Annotated in this window: 1 protein-coding gene; it reads left to right on the forward strand. The window is 61.9% G+C overall.

Going from position 1 to position 478, the window contains the following annotated elements:
- The coding region (locus FGE05_RS29680; RefSeq protein ID WP_139650442.1) for a hypothetical protein at window positions 1-478 on the forward strand (478 nt) is incomplete at both ends.

A 478-nucleotide genomic window follows, 5' to 3' on the forward strand; every position in this document is an offset into this window, starting at 1 on the left:
GAAACCTTCACCTACACCCTGACCGATGCGGATGGCGATACCAGCACTGCGAACCTGGTGCTGCAAATACACAACAACGACGATCCGGTGATCATCAGCGGCCTGGACACCGACGGCGGCGAGTTGACGATGCAGGAGAAAAACCTCAGCGATGGCAGCAGTCCAGATGCGCCGGCCCTGACCCAAAGCGGCACCTTCACTGTGACCGCGCTGGACGGTGTACAAACCTTGAGCGTCGGCGGCATCACGGTCGTCAGCGGCGGGGTGGCGGCAGGTTTTCCACAGTCCATCACCACGGCGCTGGGCAACACCCTGACCATCACCGGCTTCAACGCGGCCACCGGAGTGGTCAGCTACAGCTACACCCTGCTGGACAACGAAGCCCACCCGAACGCCAACGGCGCCAACAGCCTCAGCGAGCAATTCAACGTCGTGGTCACCGATGACAACGGCACTACGGCAACCGGCAACCTCGATG

The organism is Pseudomonas sp. ICMP22404, from assembly GCF_006227205.1.
GTDB lineage: Bacteria > Pseudomonadota > Gammaproteobacteria > Pseudomonadales > Pseudomonadaceae > Aquipseudomonas.